The following is an 18,436-nucleotide window of genomic DNA, read 5'->3' as shown; positions in this document are numbered from 1 at the left end:
TTTTGTACATAAACGGGGCTGGGGAGAGGGCAGTTATGAAAAAAAATGTTTTGTTTCGGACTAATTTTGCGGTTTGTGCTGTCATCATTATTGGTTTCCTGGTGACATCGTTTATCAGCTACAGGTCTAACCAGGGGATATTCCGTAAGGATGTAGAAAGGGTGTCTGAACTGACATCGGAAGGGATTTACCATCAAATTGATTCAATCTTTACAAAACCCATCAACATATCGCTGACCATGGCCAATGACAGCCTGCTCAGGGACTTTCTGGATGGTGAGATCCAACATCTGGAGGATCCGGAATTTACCGGTACCATGCGGGATTATCTGGGAACTTACAGGGATAAGTACAGCTATGATTCGGTATTCCTTGCATCTGTCCAGACAAAAAGGTATTATTACTTTGACGGTCTCGACAGAATTCTGGAAGAGGGAGAGCCGGAAAATGTCTGGTTTTATGATTTTTTAGCCAGTGATGAAGACTATGGGATTCAGATTGACAATGATCAGGTAGGCGGTGCAGGTAATGAGGTGACTGTCTTTATCAATTGCCGGATCGCAGGCAGCGACGGTGAGACGATAGGTGTAGTCGGCGTGGGATTCCGGGTGGATTCCATGCAGGAGCTGCTGAAGAGCTACGAGAGTGATTTTGGAGTCAGAGCGTTCCTTGTGGACGGGAATGGGAATGTGGAAATCTCCGGCGACAGCACCAAATACGAAGGAGAGAGTGATTTGTTTGCGGCCAGCCCTTTTTCCAGTCTCAGGGCTTCAATTCTCGGGAACAGGGAAGAGGTGCTGAAGCAATGGTATTCATCGCAGAAGGGAAATGGTTATGCGGTTAGCCGGTATATCGTGAATCTGAACTGGTTTCTCATCATAGATCATGACACGACAGCTCTGGATCAGAAGCTGACAATACAGCTGCTCCGGGAGGTTTTGATCGTGGCGGTGACGATCCTTTTGGTTCTGGTCACTATTACCACCGTAATCAGACGGTATAACCGGAAGCTCATAGAACTGGTCACGGCGGCGGAAGAGGAGCACCAGACTGTATTCCGGCAGGCGACCGAACAGTTCTACGAGAATATCTATGAGATAGATATCACACATAACCGGGCGGCCAGTGAGGCGACAGCCCATTATTTTGAAGAATTGGGGGCGCCCTCGAACGTAGCATATGATAAGGCACTGCGCATTATCGCGGAGAAACAGATTAAAGAGGAACACCGGGAAGGGTATCTGGAAACCTTCAGTCCGGAACATGTACTTAAGACCTATGAAAATGGCAAGGGGAATCTGAGGTATGACTTTATGATAACCTCTGATGGAGAGACATATTACTGGATGCGCATCAGCGCTCATATTTTTTATTGGGAAGAGGACAATTCGGTCCGTATGATGGTATACCGCCAGAACATTGATGAAGAAAAACGGCGGGAGCTCTATATGATGGGGCAGATGCAGAAAGACCCCCTGACAGGTCTGTACAACAAGGTGGCGGCCCAGGAGCATGTGCGGCGCTTGTTAGAACACAGGCCGGAAGGAACATTTGCTTTCTTTATTTTGGATATTGATCATTTCAAAGCGGTTAATGACCATCTGGGACACGCCGCCGGCGATGCAGTGCTTGCAGAGTTTGCCCGGACTCTGCGGGAAGAGTTCCGGAAAGAGGATATCGTGGGACGGATCGGTGGAGATGAATTTGTAGCGTTTATGCCTGTGCCCAACAGAAGGCTAACGGAAGAACGTGCGGAAAGGCTGGTTACAGCCCTGCGCCATATGAACGCGGAGGAAGCGGGCGGCTGGAAGGTCACCGCGAGCATCGGCGTGGCTTTGATCCAGGGAGAAAAGACAGAATTTCAGACAATGTATAAGCGGGCAGACCATGCTTTGTATGAGGCGAAAAAACGGGGCAGGAACCGGTATGTGATTGTATCGGATGAATCATATTCCGGCGGGGGTGCATGATGAGACATTTTTTAAAAAAAGGGCTGGTGATTTTATTCACATTGCTCATGCTGTTTGGTGGATTTACGCTTAACATTGTGATCCAGTTTCAACATTACGGCCGTTTAATCAATTATGTGGGGATTGTCCGCGGCGCGTCCCAGCGTCTTGTGAAACTGGAGCTGGAAGACAGGCTCAGCGATCCGCTGATCGGATATCTGGATGGAATACTGGAAGAACTCACAACCGGAAAGGGAAAATATGGGCTTCCGCTTCCGAAGGATGAGAATTACCGGAAGAATCTGAATGAGTTGTATCAGATGTGGGATTCTATTAAAGACCAGATTAAGAATTACCGGAGTGGCGGAAGTGATGGAGAAGAGCTGCTGGCCCTCAGTGAAGAATATTTTGAGCAGGCCAATAACACGGTCTTTGCAGCGGATGAATATACGTCACAGCGGACCCGTATCCTTCTGGTGATCTGTGCGGTAATGCTGGGGATTATTCTGTTAACCTGGCTGTTTATTCTCTGGGCATTTTCTAAAAAAATCCTGCGGTTGGAGGATATGAATTCCAGGCTCAGCGATCTGACACAGAGGGATGTCCTGACTGGCGTGTACCGCATTGACGCGTTCAAGGAAGAAGCGCAGAAGCTGCTGGATGCCGGAGCAAAGGAACGGATGGCAGTCGTTTATACGGATTTTTCTGATTTTAAATATATTAATGATGTGTTTGGATATGATTATGGGGACAGCATCCTGAAAAAATACGGAGAAATACTGTCCGGCGGATTGCGTGAGGGAGAATTGTGCGGAAGGGTTTCGGCGGACAATTTTGTCCTGCTGCTGCATTACCAGGAAAAAGGAGAGGTGGCGGACCGCCAGCGTGCAGCCGATGAGAGGATCACGTTCTACATGCATAATTCCTTTGACCGGCAGACAGTTCCCACCAGTTGTGGAATCTGCTGTGTGGAGGATGTGATTGAAGATTTGAAGATTGACGGTTTTTTAGACCGGGCGAATTTTGCCCGGAAAACAGTGAAAAACGGGACAAACGCCAATTACGTCTATTACAACGAGAACATCCGTAACCGGCTGAGAGAGGAAAAGGACGTGGAGAGCCGGATGCTGGAGGCTCTGGACCGGCGGGAATTCACAGTGTACTATCAGCCGAAGGTGGAACTTAAGACGGGAAGGGTCGCCTGCGCGGAAGCTCTGGTACGCTGGAAGACGAAGGACGGGAAAATAATCGTACCTGACCAGTTTATTCCTGTATTTGAAAGCAAGTATATGATTGACCGCCTGGACCGTTACGTGTTCGAGGAAGTATGCCGTTTTCAGAGGAAGAGAATGGAGGAGGGCGGCAGGGTTCTGCCTGTATCGGTCAACGTCTCCAGGCTGCAGTTTTATGACCAAAATTTTGTGGAACGATATGTGGAAATCAGAGATAAATATCAGATACCGCCGGAGCTCCTGGAGATTGAATTTACAGAATCAATTGCGATTGATAATTCCGCGCTGCTTCTGCGGATTGTGAAGCGCCTGAGAGAGGCCGGGTTTGCCTGTTCAATTGATGACTTTGGAAAAGGATATTCTTCGCTGAGCCTGTTGAAATCTCTCCCGGTGGATATATTGAAGATTGACCGCTTCTTCTTTACATCTGATGATAACCCGGAGCGGGATATGGCCGTGGTACAGGGAATTATTGAGCTGGTGCATAAATTTCATATCCGGATTGTGGCGGAAGGGGTAGAATCTCCCGGCCAGGTGGAATACCTGCGTAAGGCCGGCTGTGATTATGTCCAGGGCTATGTATTTTACCGCCCGATGCCGCAGGAGGACTATGAAAAGCTGATCGCGGAACGATCCCCCGGCGTATGACCTGTTACAAAATCTGCAGCCGGCCGCTGTAAGTCCTTCAAAACAAAGTTGTTTTATCCGGCATAATATGATAAAATATATACACTATTGTAGAATGTGTACATTTGGTTTGGCGGAAAACAGGAGGTTACAGTGATGAGAGAGACAACTTGGGTGGAGCAATACTACCTGGAAGTTGATAAAGAACAGAGAAAAGAGATTCTGGATGAGGGAATTGAAGAAGAGGGAATGACCCCGGAGAATGAACTGCGCACCAAGCTCTGGGAGGTCAGATACAGCAGGCAGGCAAAAGAGACGGCGGAAGTGGATCACTACATCCGGGGCTGGATGTCTATGTATTATCTGAAACATTCTTCCAAAGGTTTTTTCAGCAAGAAGAATTACAACAAAGAAAAGGATCAGATCCTGAAGGACTGGGGCGTGGATATTGCCAGGGAATACGGGGAAGCCGGCGAGAAGGTTCTGTACCAGGAACTGTGCAATATGACCCGGCTCTATCTGAAGCTTTGCAAGGACGATAAATCATACTCATCAATCCTGCTGGGGATCGGGCGTATGAAAGATTCTTCTCTGGTTAATAAAATAGCGAAAGACGTGTATACGCTGGCATATGAAATTCCTCAGATTACAAATACGGTTGATGTTTTCCGTATTTTTACAAAAGCGGCTACGGACACCTTCTATGCGGTATTTCCGAAGGAAAGAGGTGTGCTGGAAGCGCTGATTGAAGGAACAGCCCGCTGATCTCACAGGATGTTAGGACAGGCAGCCGCATATCTATGGGCTGCCTGTCTCATGTTTCACACCGAAGAATAACCGGAAGTGTGGATTATGAAAAAGTTTGCACAGTTTCATGAGGTGCTGAAGACAGAAGGAGGAGTCAAAATGTATGATCCAAAATCAAAATGCGCGGATAATTTTATAAATCATGAAGAGATCATGGATACCCTGGCTTTTGCCGAAAGGAACAAGGGGAATGAAGCGCTGATCCGGGAGATCCTGGAAAAGGCCAGTCTGCGCAAAGGGCTGACTCACCGGGAAGCGTCTGTGCTTCTGGCCTGCGAGCTTCCCGGCCTGAATGAAGAAATCTATGCTTTGGCTGAACAGATCAAGAAGGATTTTTACGGCAACCGGATAGTCATGTTTGCGCCGTTATATCTGTCCAATTATTGCATCAACGGATGTGTCTACTGCCCTTATCATCAGAAGAACAGCCATATTGCCAGAAAGAAGCTGACTCAGGAGGAGATCCGGAGGGAGGTGACTGCCCTTCAGGATATGGGGCATAAACGGCTTGCCATCGAAGCGGGCGAGGACCCGAAGAACAATCCCATAGAATATATTCTGGAGAGTATCCGGACCATATACAGCATTAAGCATAAAAATGGTTCCATCCGGCGGGTGAATGTGAATATAGCCGCGACCACAGTGGAGAATTACAGGAAGCTGAAGGAAGCCGGGATCGGCACGTATATCCTGTTCCAGGAGACATATCATAAAGAAAGCTATGAAAAGCTGCATCCTACCGGACCGAAGCATGACTATAATTATCATACGGAGGCTATGGACCGCGCCATGGAGGGTGGTATTGATGATGTGGGATTGGGCGTCCTGTTCGGCCTGGAGCTGTACCGGTATGAATTTGCGGGCCTGCTGATGCATGCGGAGCATCTGGAGGCGGCTTTCGGAGTGGGGCCGCATACGATCAGCGTGCCGCGGATCAAACACGCGGATGATATTGATCCGGGTGTATTCGACAACGGGATCAGTGATGATATTTTCGCGAAGATCATTGCCTGTATCCGCGTGGCTGTGCCCTATACGGGCATGATCATTTCCACCAGAGAGTCGAAGGAATGCCGGGAAAAGGTGATCCGATACGGCATTTCCCAGATCAGCGGAGCTTCCAGGACCAGCGTGGGCGGATATTGTGAGCCGGAGCCGGAGGATGCCCGTTCTGAACAGTTTGACGTCAGCGATAACCGGACTTTGGACGAGGTGGTTAGGTGGCTGATGGACATGGACTATATCCCCTCCTTCTGTACGGCCTGTTACCGTGAAGGCAGGACGGGAGACCGTTTTATGAGCCTGTGCAAACAGCAGCAGATTCTGAACTGCTGCCATCCCAATGCGCTGATGACTCTCCAGGAGTATCTGGAAGACTATGCGTCGCCAGAGACGAAGGCCGTTGGAGAAGCGCTGATCAGAAAAGAGATTCCCAATGTTCCAAGGGAAAAGACACGGGAGATCCTGGTACGGAATCTGGAGAATATTCGGAACGGACAGAGAGATTTCCGCTTTTAATGGCCGCTGAGCCGTTTGGCCTGCCTGAAAACGAAGGTTGATAAAACACAGGTTTTCACTTATAATATATTTTGTGCAGTTAGTGAAAGGGACAGAGTGAGTGGTTCCCCCGCCCGTCAGGGTTATTATGAATAGATTGTGCGCGGGCGGAAAGCATTTGCATGAGCGCATTACTGGAGGAAAAGAATGGATCAAGAACCAAAGAACCAGAAGGACAATCAGGATCAGAACGGCCCGAAGAATAAACAGACGCTTCTGATGGTTATGATCTGTCTTCTGATCAGCCTGCTGTTTTTCGGTTTGTACAGCAATTTTTCCGGTCAGCCGGCATCAAAAGAGATTACCTATGATAAATTTGTGGAGATGGTAGAAGAGGATCAGGTCCGTAAGGTTGTAATTGATTCGGACACGCTGGTCATAACGCCGAAGGAACAGAAGGTGGAGGGGATGACTCTCACGTATTCTGTAACTCTGGTCGGCGATGAAAATGAACTGGGCAAACTGCTGGATAAACATGATGTGGAGTACTCCAAGAAGACTCCGGATATGACTTCGGCGGTCCTGTCTACCATATTCAGCATTGCTCTTCCCATCCTTCTGCTGGTTGTGGGCATGAACCTGATCATGCGCTATATGAATAAGAGCGGCGGAATGATGGGTGTGGGCAAAAGTAAGGCAAAGGCGTACATCCAGCAGGAGACAGGAATAACCTTTAAGGATGTGGCAGGCCAGGATGAGGCCAAAGAATCGCTTCAGGAGGTGGTAGAGTTTCTCCACAATCCGGAGAGATATGTGGCCATCGGCGCCAAGCTGCCCAAAGGCGCGCTGCTGGTGGGGCCGCCTGGAACAGGAAAGACGCTGCTGGCCAAAGCAGTGGCTGGAGAAGCCCATGTGCCGTTCTTCTCCCTGTCCGGATCGGAATTCGTGGAGATGTTCGTGGGTGTGGGCGCTTCCCGTGTCAGGGATCTCTTTGAGGAAGCCAAGAAGAACGCGCCCTGTATCATATTCATTGATGAGATAGATGCTATCGGCAAGACAAGAGACACCCGCTATGGAGGAAATGACGAGAGAGAACAGACCCTGAACCAGCTTCTGGCGGAGATGGATGGGTTTGACAGTTCAAAGGGGCTATTGATCCTGGCTGCCACCAACAGGCCGGAGGTTCTGGACCCGGCGCTGCTGAGGCCCGGCCGGTTTGACAGGAGGATTATAGTGGATCGCCCGGACCTGAAGGGGCGGGTGAATATCCTGAAGGTACATGCCAAGAAGGTTCTTCTGGATGAAACGGTGGATTTCGACGCCATCGCGCTGGCAACCTCCGGAGCCGTGGGGTCCGACCTGGCGAATATGATCAATGAGGCAGCTATTCTGGCTGTCAAGAACGGCCGCAATGCGGTATCCCAGAAGGATCTGTTTGAAGCGGTGGAGATCGTTCTGGTCGGCAAGGAGAAGAAGGACCGCATTCTGAGTCAGGAAGAGCGCAGGATCGTATCCTACCATGAGGTGGGACACGCGCTGGTCAGCGCCCTGCAGAAAGATTCCGAGCCTGTCCAGAAGATCACAATTGTGCCCAGGACCATGGGGGCGCTGGGATATGTGATGCAGGTGCCGGAGGAAGAGAAATATCTGAATACGAAAAAAGAGCTGGAAGCCATGGTCGTGGGCCTGCTGGCAGGCCGCGCTGCTGAGGAGCTGGTATTTGATAATGTGACGACGGGAGCTGCCAATGACATTGAGCGGGCGACTAAGGTGGTGAGGGCCATGATTACCCAGTACGGCATGTCTGAGAAATTTGGGCTGATGGGACTGGCAGAACAGGAGAATCAGTATCTGGAAGGGCGCACCTATCTGAACTGCGGCGACGCCACGGCCACAGAGATTGACCATGAGGTCATGGAGGTGCTTAAGGCAGCCTATGGACAGGCCAAAAAGCTGCTGGCGGATAACCGGGATGCCCTGGACAAAATAGCCGACTTCCTGATCCAGCGGGAAACCATAACCGGAAAAGAATTCATGGAGATTTTTCATGAAGTTCAGGCTGACAGAAAGCCGGATGAAGGTGCCGGAAATATCCCGGACAGGGAGACGGAATTGATGGCTGAGTAGAACAGAGATGTTGAGGAGCTGCTGCAGAATGATTGCGGCGGCTCTCATTTTCTCGTGGTTTCAGCAGGATTCTGCCGGGACCGGACCGATCGGAAGGAGGAGGAATATGGCTTTCAATATAGATGAAGAACTGAAGAAACTTCCCGCCAGGCCCGGGGTCTATCTGATGCATAATGCGAAGGATGAAATCATATATGTCGGAAAGGCGGTCAGCCTGAAAAACAGAGTGCGCCAGTATTTTCAGAGCAGCAGGAACAAGGGGCTCAAGATTGAACAGATGGTGCCTCAGATCGCGCGCTTTGAATATATCGTGACGGATTCTGAGCTGGAAGCGCTGGTTCTGGAGTGTAATCTCATCAAGGAATACCGCCCGAAATACAACACCATGCTTAAGGACGACAAATCCTATCCTTTTATACAGGTGACGGTACAGGAGGAGTTCCCCCGGGTGCTGTTCGCCCGGCGGATGAAAAAGGACAAATCAAAATATTTCGGGCCGTATACCAGCGCGGGAGCGGTTAAGGAAACCATTGATCTGGTGAGAAAGCTGTACTGCCTGCGGGCCTGCAGTAAGAAGCTCCCCGCGGATCAGGGGAAAGAACGGCCCTGCCTGTATTATCACATCCATCAGTGTAAAGCGCCCTGCCAGGGATGGATCACCCCTGAAGAGTACAGACAACAGGTGGATGACGCGCTGAATTTTCTCAACGGGAATTTCCAGGGAGTGATACAGGAGCTGACGGTTAAAATGGAGCAGGCCTCAGAGGAGCTGCGTTTTGAGGAGGCTTGTGAGTACCGGGATTTGATTGAAAGTGTCAGAAGGATTGGGGAGCATCAGAAGATCACCGGCAGTTCCGGCGAGGACCGGGATGTGGTGGCCCTGGCTCTGGACCGGGAAGATGCAGTGGCGCAGATATTCTTCATACGGGACGGGAAGCTGATCGGAAGAGATCATTTTTATCTTCGTGTCGCCGCCGGTGAAGAACGGAGCGGCGTGCTCCTGAGCTTTCTGAAACAATTCTATGCGGGAACTCCATTTATTCCCAGGGAACTGATGCTGTCCGATGAGATTGAGGATCATGAGGTGCTGGAGGAGTGGCTGGGCCGGAAGCGGGGGCAGAAGGTTCACATTAAGGTGCCGAAAAAAGGCTCTAAGGAAAAACTGGTGGAGCTGGCGGCGCACAATGCGCAGATTATTTTGAACCAGGACAGGGAACGCTTAAAGAGAGAAGAAGGGCGGACCATCGGTGCGGTGAAGGAAATCGGAAGATGGCTTTCCATGGAGCCGCCGGAACGGATAGAGGCCTATGACATTTCCAACATCAGCGGGTTTCAGTCTGTAGGCTCCATGGTCGTCTATGAAAAGGGTAAGCCCAAGCGCGCGGATTACCGGAAGTTCCGGATTAAGTCCGTGGAAGGCCCGAATGATTATGCGAGCATGGAGGAAGTCCTGAGCAGACGCTTTCAGAGGGGGATAGACGCGGACAGCGGATTCGAAAAGCTGCCGGATCTGATCATGATGGACGGCGGCCAGGGCCAGGTGAATGTGGCGTTAGAGGTGCTGAACCAAATGGGGCTGCAGATTCCGGTCTGCGGAATGGTCAAGGATGACAATCACCGGACCAGAGGGCTCTATTTTAACAACTGTGAGATACCCATTGACAGGAACGGGGAGGGATTTCATCTGATCACGAGGATTCAGGATGAGGCCCATCGTTTTGCCATAGAATATCACCGTCTGCTGCGGAGTAAAGGGCAGGTGCATTCCGTCCTGGACGACATTCCGGGGATTGGTCCCGGCCGGAGGAAAGAACTGATGCGCCATTATCAGAGCCTGGATGAAATCAGAAATGCCGGCCTGGAGGAGCTGAGGAAACTGCCTTCCATGAACGAAAGAGCAGCCAGGTCAGTCTATGATTATTTCCACAAATCTGAGAACCATGAAGGTTGAAGTGCCCGTGGGAATATGCTACAATGGGCTCATAACTCAAAGGAGTAAAAGGATAAGGAGAAGGGTATGAAATCTATCTCGTTAACAAAGCTGGTGGAGGTCATGAATCTTCGGAATATGACCCCGGAAATTGATATGACAGACTGCAAGATCACTATACCGGAGATTAACCGCCCGGCCTTGCAGTTGACCGGCTATTTTGAGCATTTTGCCAATGAAAGGATTCAGATCATCGGTTATGTAGAGTACACTTATCTGCAGCATCTGGATATGGAGACACGCCGGGCAGCTTATGAGGCGTTTGTCTCTAAGGAGATTCCCTGTGTGATATTTACTACCCTTACCCAGCCAGGGGAGGAATTGCTGGAACTGGCGAAAAAATACAGCGTTCCCACTTTTTGTACGGATAAAAGTACCTCTGCGTTTACCGCGGAGATCATCCGTTGGATGAATGTGCAGCTGGCGCCTACCATATCGATACACGGGGTGTTGGTCGATGTGTTCGGTGAAGGCGTATTGATTATGGGTGAAAGCGGCATCGGAAAGAGCGAAGCAGCTCTGGAGCTGCTCAAGAGAGGTCACCGTCTGGTCAGCGATGATGTGGTTGAGATCAGCAAGGTGAGCGATATTACCCTGGTGGGGACGGCGCCGGATATCACCCGGCATTTCATCGAACTGCGGGGGATAGGAATCATAGACGTGAAAACCCTGTTTGGCGTGGAGAGTGTTGAGAATACTCATTCCATCGATCTGGTGATTAAGCTTGAGGAGTGGAATAAGAATAAAGAATATGACCGTCTTGGTCTGGAGGAGGAATATACGGAGTTCCTGGGCAATAAGGTGGTCTGTCATTCCCTTCCCATCCGTCCCGGACGGAATCTGGCAATTATCGTCGAGACTGCCGCTGTCAACCATCGTCAGAAAAAGATGGGCTATAATGCGGCACAGGAGCTCTATAAGAGAGTCCAGGCGAACCTTGCCAAGAAAAGAGGAGACATCTGAGAATGGGAAAATATATATTTGGTATTGATGTGGGCGGCACGTCCGTCAAATTTGGACTGTTCTGTGAAGAAGGGTCGCTGCTGGAGAAATGGGAGATCCCGACACAGACAGAGGAAAATGGAAAATGGATCCTTCCGGATGTTGCGGAGGCCATACTCGGCAAATGGAAGGAGAGAGGGCTGAGGAAAGAGGAGATCATCGGTGTTGGCGTGGGCGTTCCTGGTCCAGTTTCCAGGACAGGTGAGGTGCCGGCCGCCGTTAATCTGCACTGGGGCTACAAAGATGTTGCCGGGGAGCTGGAGCAGGCTCTGGGGCTAAAGGTGAAGGTAGGTAATGATGCCAATGTGGCCGCGCTGGGCGAGATGTGGGCCGGAGGCGGAAAAGGTGCTGAGAACCTGATTATGGTGACGCTGGGAACCGGTGTGGGCGGCGGCATTATTGTAGATGGGAAAATCGTGACCGGTGCCCATGGGGCCGGAGGCGAGATTGGACATGCGATACTTGAGCCGGGAGAGGCGGAACCGTGTAACTGCGGGAATCATGGCTGCCTGGAGCAGATGGCGTCCGCCACAGGGATCGCCCGGCTGGCCGGCAGGAGGCTTGCAGCGGACAGTGCGCCCAGCGTGCTGAGAGGAGAACGAGTAACGGCGAAGGCAGTCTTTGACGCCTATAAGGCCGGAGACAGTGTGGCCGCGGAGATTGTGGAACAATTTGCTGATTATCTGGGCAGAGCTATGGCAGTCTATGCGTGCGTGACAGACCCGGAGGTCTTTGTCATCGGCGGCGGCGTCTCTAAGGCCGGAAAGGTACTGATCGAGGTAGTAGAGAAATATTATATGAAATATGCATTTCCAGCCTGCCGCGCTGCCCGGCTGGTTCTGGCCACACTGGGCAATGAGGCCGGAATATATGGCGCGGCAAAACTGGTGATGGAAGACTAGCGGTAAGGATGGACATATAGAATTTTGAGCTTGTTCAGGCGTTTCAAAGGAGGCGCTTTGAATGAGCTCTTTTTATGTTTAGCAGCCTGTAAAGAATAACGCAGGTGTATATTGTAAGCGATTTTAAACTTAGGCGTAAATGAAGTTCACCTTATGTTTTTTTAAAAATTCTTCAATATCCTCTGTGAAAGGTTTATCGGTTATGATGGCGTCCACTTCGTCAAAATCTGCCACTTTTGAAATGGCGTGGGCGTTAATTTTGCTGGAATCCATAAGGTAATAAACTTTGTCCGCAGCGTTCATCATCAAGCGCTTGACGGCCCCCTGAAAGGGGGAGAAAGTGGAAAATCCCATCGGTATGCGCATGCTGGTGGTTCCAATAAAAGCCTTGGAAACGTGTATAGAACGAAAAAAGTTTTCTGCCTCCGTACCCACGAAACACATATTTCTCCGCTCCAGCGAGCCGCCGCTGCACTGCACGGAAAAGTTGTTGTCAGTCAGCGCGTTGATGGCCAGCAGGGAATTGGTTACCACTGTGAGATTCTTGAAACCTGCCGTCAGTTGGTTAGCCAAGGCCATAGTGGTTGTTCCTGAGTCTAAGATGATGGAATCTCCTTCTTGAATTAGTTTCAGTGCACAGGAAGCGATGGCTCTTTTTTCAATCCAGTGGGAATCAGCCCGGACAGAAGCCATTGGAATAGTAGAAGTATTTTCTTCTTTACATAGGGAAGCCTTTCCCCAAGAGCGTTTGATCAGCCCTTTCTGCTCCAGGTCTTCCAGATCCCTTCGGATGGTGGGCAGGGATACCTTTAAAATTTCTGAAAGCTCATTTATAGACATTACAGCGTTTTCATCCAAAAGTTGAATGAGCTGTTTTTTTCGAAAATCCGACGCAGACATTTCTTTATCCTCCGATTATATAATATCTTTGAAAAGATTATACCCCCCAAAAAGAAAAAAAACAATAAAAATAGAAAATATATAGAACAAATTTTTGCATATAGAAATAATGAACAAATCTTCAAATGAAAAAATGTTTATAATTCCTAAAAATACTAAATAGAAACAAGTAAATATTGACTTTCATACAGATGAGATATATAATAAAATCAATCAAAAAAAGAAAATAATTTTCTAAATATGGAATAAATAGAAAAAATAGAAAATTAATATGGAGAATTTCAGCAAATGAAATTAAAATACAAAATGGACAGAAGGAGGATTTATGAAAAAGTAGCAGGGTATCAAAAGCTGAAGAGTTATGTAGATGGAGGGCATAATGGAAACAAAGTATATCATTGAAATGAACGGTATCAGCAAGAGGTTCGGAGGCGTACAGGCGCTGAAAAATGTACAGCTGCAGATTCTTCCGGGGGAGGTTCACGCTCTGATGGGTGAGAACGGAGCCGGTAAATCAACATTAATGAAGATACTGGGCGGGGCCTACACGTGCACGGAAGGCACAATCAAACTCGTTGGCAAAGAGGTAAGGTTCCGTAGCCCAGTGGAAGCCATTCAGCAGGGAATTGCCGTCGTTTATCAGGAACAGGCTCTGGTAGATTCACTGAGTGTCGCTGATAACATCCTTTTGGGACGTTACCCTAATAAGTGTGGATGGATCCGGCGCAAAGAAATGCTGAAGATTGCAAAGGATGCTCTGGATGCGGCGGGAGCCGATCTGGATTTGAATGAGGAGGCGGGAAAGCATACGGTGGCTCAAAAACAGTTTATCGAAATCGCCAAAGCGCTGTCCATGAATGCAAAAGTGATTGTAATGGATGAACCCACCTCTGTGCTAACGATGTCAGAGACTCGTATACTGTTTGAACTGATACGGCAATTGAAAAGCAAGGGCATTAGTATCGTGTATATCTCCCACCGCATGGAAGAACTATTTGAAATCTGTGATCGTTGTACGGTGCTGAAGGACGGCGAGTACGTCGGGACAGTACAGATGAGCGAGGTGGACAAGCCGGAACTGATCCGTATGATGACCGGCCGGAAAATCGTTAATATTTATCCGCCAAAGACCAGTGCTGTGGAAAAAAGAGAAGTCCTAAGAGTAGAGCATCTGACGAAGAAGGGCGTATTTGACGATGTAAGCTTCTCAGTCTGCTCGGGAGAGATCGTGGGTATGTCAGGATTGGTGGGAGCAGGCAGAAGCGAGGTGTGCCGGGCGATTGCAGGTATTGACAGGCTGGAATCCGGCGATATCTACATAAACGGAGAAAAAGTCCAGATCTGCTGCCCTGCGGATGCCATCAGACAGGGGCTCGCCTACGTGTCGGAGGATCGCAAAAAGGACGGGTTGAATCTGAAGCTTTCGATTGAGAACAATCTTACCATTACAACCATTCATGATTACGCTAAGGGCGGAATCATAGACACGAAGAAAGAAAACGAAGCGATAGACCGAATGATGACACTCCTGGATGTGAAAGCGGGAAGTGTTAAACAGAAGGTTAGCGATCTGTCTGGCGGAAATCAGCAGAAAGTGATGCTGGCCAACTGGATGCTGGTGGGAGCGAAGATCATGATCATTGACGAACCTACGCGGGGCGTTGATGTGGGCACTAAGGTGGAAATCTACAAGATCATCCGCAATCTGGTGGAGTCCGGAACGGCCGTCTTGATCATTTCTTCAGAACTGCCGGAGGTTTTGGGAGTTTGCGATCGGATCCTTGTCATGAGGGAGGGAAAGTTGTCTGGCGAGGTGAGTGCTGACGAAGCCACCGAAGATAAGGTTCTTACCATGGCCACCTGTTAGGGCTGGAAATGCAATTATCAGAAAATGATGAAAAGGAGTTATGTTTGAATGGATAAAAAATTAGAAAACGAAGGCGAAGTAGTGTCCGTTAAAACAAAGGCTAACCAGAACAAGCTCGTGGAGTTCATTAAGAAATATCCGATACTTCTGGTTTTGATCGCATTTATTATTTTTGCGTCCATCGTCAGTGAAAAATTCCTGACGGCGGACAACATCTTAAACGTGTTGAGGCAGGTGGCTACGAACGGCCTCATTTCCATCGGTATGACATATGTCATCCTGACAGGAGGGATTGATATTTCTGTTGGGTCTGTGGTGGGCCTTTCGTCTATCTTGTTCGCGGGCTGTTTCCAGCCCAGCGGTCTGGCAGGGCCGTTTTCGGGAATCATGGGGGCTGTCAACAAAATAATGCCGGGCGGTGTGGGCTCGCTGATCGTTGCGGCGCTTTTCGTGCTGATCATTTGCGGCCTGCTGGGGTTTCTCAATGGATTGGGAGTGAGTAAGGGCAAGATGCCGGCTTTTGTTATGACCATGAGCACGCAGGTGATCATCATGGGGCTGGCACTGGTTGTATGCGACGCGAAACCACTGTTCCTGGATCAGGAATACAGGGCACAGATCAATTGGCTGGGTTCCGGCAGAGTGCTCAACATCCCCAATCCGGTAATTGTACTTGTGATTGCCTGCGCGGTATTTATTTTCATATTAAATAAAACGGTGTTCGGCCGCTATGTAAGAGCTATCGGCGGCAATGCCGAAGCCGCCAGGGTGGCGGGCATCAACGTCGGAAAATATCAGGCGATTACATACATTATCCCTGCGGTTATGGCAGGTTTGGCCGGCATCCTGATTTCCTGCCGGACGGCTACGGGAGAGCCCCTTTTGGGCGACGGCTATGAGCTGGACGCGATCGCGGCCACCGTTATCGGCGGCACTGCTCTGGAAGGCGGTGTAGGCAATCTGGTAGGTACAGTGTTTGGCGTTTTAATCATCGGAATCATTAACAATGTGATGAATCTGATGAATGTGTCACCTTATTTCCAATACATCATCAAGGGGTTGTTCATTTTTGTGGCGGTACTGATCAGGACCGACAGAAAGAAAAAATAGGAATCAATAAAATATCAAATAAAGGGAGGAAAAGTAGGATGAAGAAAGTGATAGCATTGGCACTGACATTGACAATGGGAGGAGCATTGTTGTTAGGATGCGGAGACAAAGAGACGTCAGGCGGCTCGTCGCAGGCGGCAAGCTCTGCGTTATCCGGAAGCACGTCTGATTCTTCTGGTGAGAAGAAGGCTTCCGGGGAGAAGTTCAAAGTGGGATTCTCGATGGATTTTACTACCAACGTGTGGCGCGCGGTTCTGCTGGAGAAAATGGAAGAGGCGGCTGCGGCACATGCTGACGAAATGGACTTCGTCGTCACGAATGCCAACGCAGACTCAAACAAGCAGATTTCGGACGTAGAAGACCTTCTGGCGCAGGATATCGACCTTTTGATTATTACGCCTTATGTGACAGAGCCGCTAACTCCCATCATCGAAGAAGTGTACGATCAGGGAATTCCGGTAATTGTGATTGACCATGAGAGTGGAAGCGATAAATACACGACTTTTATAGGAGCCAGTAATTCACAGATCGGTCAGAAAGCTGGAGAAACCATTGTGGAACTGTTGGACGGTAAGGGCAACGTGATTGAACTCAGCGGAACGCCGGGGATGCAGGCCACGATCGACAGAGGAGATGTAATGCACGAGGTGGTGGATGAATATCCGGACATCAAATTCCTGGCAAATGTGAACTGTGAGTATGACCAGGCTACGGCTATGCAGTCCATGGAGGATATCCTTCAAAATGTGAACCCGGAAGACATTGACCTGATTTATACCTATAACGACGCTATGGCGCTGGGAGCGCGGCAGGCGATTGTGGACGCGGGCTACGGGGATTTAGATATTAAGATCCTCAGCATCGACGCCCAGAAAAAAGCTATGGAATATATTAAAGAAGGCGCCATGTATGGAACCTTTACCTATCCGTGGCCCTCAGAGAAAGCTATTGAAACGGCTCTTGAAATTCTGAACGGAAAAGAGGTTGACAAATATATCGAATTGGAGACAGTGCTGATCACAGCCGAAAACGTGGATGAGTATTATGATCCGGATTCCGATTATTAATCCGCAGGCGGCAGACATCAAAGGAATGGATATCTAAATGAAAGAAGGGATAAATTATGGAAGCAATTAACATGAAATGCAGCCTGGAGGCGCTGGTTCAGTCGGGCAGACTGCAGGTGGCATCGGATACGGGAAAGGATATGTTTGACCGCGTCAAGCATATTACCCTGCCCTTTAAAACAGAGATGAAGCTGGGCGAGACGGTGAAGGCCATTGGTGTGACTGACGAATTCCGAAAGGTCATCAACCTGTTCCAGGTGCCTGCCGGAGAGACTCCCGCCGGATTCCGGCATGAATATGTGTATGGAGCGGATGGCAGTATGCGGATTAACCTGGTAAGGGATATATCCTTTGGCGCGAATGGGGTCAGACGGCCTACGAATGTGCTGTTTTCTGCGAACACAGCTAACCCGTTTTCCGTATATACGATGAGAAACTTCATCGCCAACCTGACAACCAATCCCCAGATTATCTATGATTCATTTTTGAATAACCCTAAGGCCAATAAGAATAACCAGTTTAAGGATCGTTATGAGGTGCTGAAGGAGTTATGCAAGATCGTTGGTCCGGGTGTGGATATCAGCGTGGAGGTTAACAATCCTTTTGCGGAGGAGAGCGCTCTGATGGAGGAGATCGCCCAGTTCGAAGAGATTTTAACGCCTTACCGTCTGGTGGTTAAGGTACCTCATACAGGCCCTCTGAACGCGGACAACGTGGATAGTTTTCTCAGCGGAAAATATCCGGCGGTGAACGACGGAAAGCCAGAGGATTTCTTCTATGGACATAATCTGGCTTACCGCTTGCATGAGAAGGGATACCGGGTGAATTTCACGCTTATGGCGGAGCCGTATCAGACGGCTCTGGCACTGACGGCGAAGCCATATTTCATCAATGCATTTGTGGAGCGGCGCCATATCCATACGCAGGGTCTGAGTTCCCTCCTGAAACGGTTGGACGAGACTGGTGATCCCATGTACCGTGAGCAGATTCATGCGTTTATGCTCAAGTCGGACATGCTGGCTTCCGATGACACGGACTGTGAAGCTGCTGAGAAAAAGGCCCGACAGATCGTGGCATACAGGGGGTTAGATACGGCCGACGGCCATGATGGACTGGACAGCGCGCGCCATAGCCTGCGGCTTCTCAAGCAGGCCAATCTGCCAGATACCCGGCTGATCCTGTGCAACACCAAGAGTGCCCAGATGTATTACGATATTGATAAGATGATGGTAGAGCCTGAATTTGCGGATATGAAGCAGAGAGTGATCCTCACCTGCGAGCCGGAGTACTTTGGACAATTTACCAGTTCACCGACAATCTATACTTACCAGCGTTCTTTCCTGAACAGTGTTAAATAAT

13 protein-coding genes are annotated in these 18,436 nt (G+C 49.4%); 12 read left to right on the top strand and 1 reads right to left on the bottom strand.

The window, feature by feature from the left end; genetic code table 11:
- The first annotated feature begins 35 nt into the window (after positions 1-35).
- From H9Q79_RS10225 to H9Q79_RS10190, 8 genes are all read left to right on the top strand, one after another.
- Positions 36-1,970 carry a sensor domain-containing diguanylate cyclase gene (locus H9Q79_RS10225; RefSeq protein ID WP_249328219.1) on the top strand — a complete coding sequence of 645 codons (1,935 nt, stop codon included), beginning with the start codon at positions 36-38 and terminating at the stop codon, positions 1,968-1,970.
- Positions 1,970-3,829 carry a putative bifunctional diguanylate cyclase/phosphodiesterase gene (locus H9Q79_RS10220; protein WP_118648453.1) on the top strand — a complete coding sequence of 620 codons (1,860 nt, stop codon included), beginning with the start codon at positions 1,970-1,972 and terminating at the stop codon, positions 3,827-3,829. Before H9Q79_RS10225 ends, H9Q79_RS10220 begins: the two co-directional genes overlap by 1 nt.
- Positions 3,830-3,964: 135 nt before the next feature.
- Positions 3,965-4,573 (top strand): DUF6553 family protein, encoded by a 609-nt coding sequence (locus tag H9Q79_RS10215; protein WP_118648445.1) that lies wholly within the window; start codon positions 3,965-3,967, stop codon positions 4,571-4,573.
- Positions 4,574-4,714: 141 nt separating this feature from the next.
- Complete coding sequence (gene hydG / locus H9Q79_RS10210; RefSeq protein WP_249329706.1) at positions 4,715-6,133, top strand: [FeFe] hydrogenase H-cluster radical SAM maturase HydG; 1,419 nt, start codon at positions 4,715-4,717, stop codon at positions 6,131-6,133.
- 186 nt (positions 6,134-6,319) lie between these two features.
- Positions 6,320-8,239: an ATP-dependent zinc metalloprotease FtsH gene (gene ftsH, locus H9Q79_RS10205; RefSeq protein ID WP_249328217.1), complete on the top strand. Its 1,920-nt coding sequence runs from the start codon at positions 6,320-6,322 to the stop codon at positions 8,237-8,239.
- Between the two features lie 106 nt (positions 8,240-8,345).
- On the top strand, positions 8,346-10,190 hold the full coding sequence (gene uvrC, locus H9Q79_RS10200) for an excinuclease ABC subunit UvrC (RefSeq protein WP_118648455.1): 1,845 nt from the start codon (positions 8,346-8,348) through the stop codon (positions 10,188-10,190).
- 66 nt (positions 10,191-10,256) lie between these two features.
- The gene (gene hprK / locus H9Q79_RS10195; RefSeq protein WP_118648447.1) at positions 10,257-11,192 is read left to right on the top strand and encodes an HPr(Ser) kinase/phosphatase; all 936 of its coding nucleotides are present in this window, start codon (positions 10,257-10,259) and stop codon (positions 11,190-11,192) included.
- Positions 11,193-11,194: 2 nt separating this feature from the next.
- Positions 11,195-12,133, top strand: a complete 939-nt coding sequence (locus tag H9Q79_RS10190) for an ROK family glucokinase (RefSeq protein ID WP_249328216.1) — start codon at positions 11,195-11,197, stop codon at positions 12,131-12,133.
- Between the two features lie 129 nt (positions 12,134-12,262).
- Here the strand turns inward: H9Q79_RS10190 and H9Q79_RS10185 are convergent, their stop codons facing one another.
- Complete coding sequence (locus H9Q79_RS10185; RefSeq protein ID WP_118648451.1) at positions 12,263-13,033, bottom strand: DeoR/GlpR family DNA-binding transcription regulator; 771 nt, start codon at positions 13,031-13,033, stop codon at positions 12,263-12,265.
- A gap of 379 nt (positions 13,034-13,412) precedes the next feature.
- On the opposite strand from H9Q79_RS10185, the gene H9Q79_RS10180 reads away from it, so the two are divergent.
- The 4 genes from H9Q79_RS10180 to H9Q79_RS10165 are packed head-to-tail and all read left to right on the top strand — an operon-like array spanning position 13,413 to position 18,435.
- A complete protein-coding gene (locus H9Q79_RS10180; RefSeq protein WP_249328214.1) occupies positions 13,413-14,900 on the top strand; it encodes a sugar ABC transporter ATP-binding protein in 1,488 nt (495 codons plus the stop codon).
- Between the two features lie 48 nt (positions 14,901-14,948).
- The gene (locus H9Q79_RS10175) at positions 14,949-16,010 is read left to right on the top strand and encodes an ABC transporter permease (protein ID WP_118648776.1); all 1,062 of its coding nucleotides are present in this window, start codon (positions 14,949-14,951) and stop codon (positions 16,008-16,010) included.
- Between the two features lie 38 nt (positions 16,011-16,048).
- The gene (locus H9Q79_RS10170; protein WP_118648774.1) at positions 16,049-17,077 is read left to right on the top strand and encodes a substrate-binding domain-containing protein; all 1,029 of its coding nucleotides are present in this window, start codon (positions 16,049-16,051) and stop codon (positions 17,075-17,077) included.
- Positions 17,078-17,133: 56 nt separating this feature from the next.
- Positions 17,134-18,435, top strand: a complete 1,302-nt coding sequence (locus H9Q79_RS10165; protein WP_249328213.1) for a transaldolase family protein — start codon at positions 17,134-17,136, stop codon at positions 18,433-18,435.
- The last annotated feature ends 1 nt before the right edge of the window (position 18,436 follow it).

Origin of the sequence: Wansuia hejianensis (genome assembly GCF_014337215.1) — a bacterium.
Classification (GTDB): Bacteria; Bacillota; Clostridia; order Lachnospirales; family Lachnospiraceae; genus Scatomonas; species Scatomonas hejianensis.
Note: the sequence above shows the minus strand (reverse complement) of the source record. Positions and strands in the feature narration are given on the sequence as shown.